The following is a 1,274-nucleotide window of genomic DNA, read 5'->3' as shown; positions in this document are numbered from 1 at the left end:
TGACCTGCCACTGAGTTTTTCCTCCATCTGAGATTAGAGTCCGGCCCTTGATTGAAGGACGGACTGATGAAGAGAAAGCGTTTCACGGAAGAGCAAATCATTGCGGTTCTGCGCGAGCATGAGGCGGGTGCGAAGGCGGGCGATCTGGCCCGCAAGCACGGGGTCTCGGAGGCGACGCTGTATAACTGGAAGGCCAAGTATGGCGGGATGGACGTCTCTGACGCCAAGCGGCTGAAGGCTCTGGAAGACGAGAACGCCAAGCTGAAGAAGCTGCTCGCCGACCAGATGCTCGAAGCCTCGGCGCTGCGTGAGCTTCTGTCAAAAAAATGGTAGGGCCCGCCGTTAAGCGCGAAGCCGTCGCGCATCTGCAGGCCGTCATGGGCCTGTCGGAGCGTCGGGCCTGTTCCTTTGTGGGCGCTGATCGCAAGATGATCCGCTACCAGTCCCGGCGTCCGCCCGAGACGGAGTTGCGCGGCAGGTTGCGTGACCTCGCCAACGAGCGCCGACGCTTTGGCTACCGGCGGCTGTTCATCCTGCTCAGGCGCGAGGGCGAGGCATCCGGGGTCAACCGCATCTATCGGCTCTACCGCGAGGAGGGCCTGACGGTGCGCAAGCGCCGGGCAAGGCGGCGAGCGGTCGGCACGCGGGCGCCGATCCTGGTCGAGGCAAAGCCGAACGCGCGCTGGTCGCTGGATTTCGTGCACGACCAGTTCGCCTGCGGCCGGAGGTTCCGCGTGCTCAACATCGTCGACGACGTGACGCGCGAATGCCTGGCGGCGATCCCGGACACCTCGATCTCCGGCCGTCGGGTTGCCCGTGAACTGACGGAACTGATCGCCCAGCGCGGCGAGCCAGGCATGATCGTCTCCGACCACGGCACCGAGTTCACCTCGAACGCCATCCTCGCCTGGTCGAAGGATTACAGGATCGAATGGCACTACATCGCGCCAGGCAAGCCGATGCAGAACGGTTACGTCGAGAGTTTCAACGGCCGGATGCGCGACGAGCTGTTGAACGAGAGCCTGTTCTTCGGCCTCGACCACGCTCGCAGGGCCATCGCCGAGTGGCGGGAGGACTTCAACACCGCCAGGCCACATTCCTCGCTCGGCTACCAGACCCCGGCAGCCTATGCCGAGGTCATCACCGCAACCGGCTCCGACGCTGCGCCGATCGAAGGCTCCGCGCCTCCGCCGGTTGCTTTACCCGCGCCAAACGGCGTAACAGAAATGGTCGCGGCTCTAATCGCCACTGGATGACAGTTCAGTGGCAGGTCA

1 protein-coding gene is annotated in these 1,274 nt (G+C 64.1%); it reads left to right on the top strand.

Features of this window, described 5'->3' with window-relative positions:
- The first annotated feature begins 66 nt into the window (after nt 1-66).
- A protein-coding gene (locus NKI20_RS33560; protein ID WP_352838282.1) for an IS3 family transposase occupies nt 67-1,256 on the top strand; the annotation gives its coding sequence in 2 pieces (ribosomal slippage) (nt 67-319 and nt 319-1,256; 1,191 coding nt in all).
- The last annotated feature ends 18 nt before the right edge of the window (nt 1,257-1,274 follow it).

It is taken from the genome of Mesorhizobium sp. M0830 (assembly GCF_040319965.1).
Taxonomy (GTDB): domain Bacteria; phylum Pseudomonadota; class Alphaproteobacteria; order Rhizobiales; family Rhizobiaceae; genus Mesorhizobium.
Note: the sequence above shows the minus strand (reverse complement) of the source record. Positions and strands in the feature narration are given on the sequence as shown.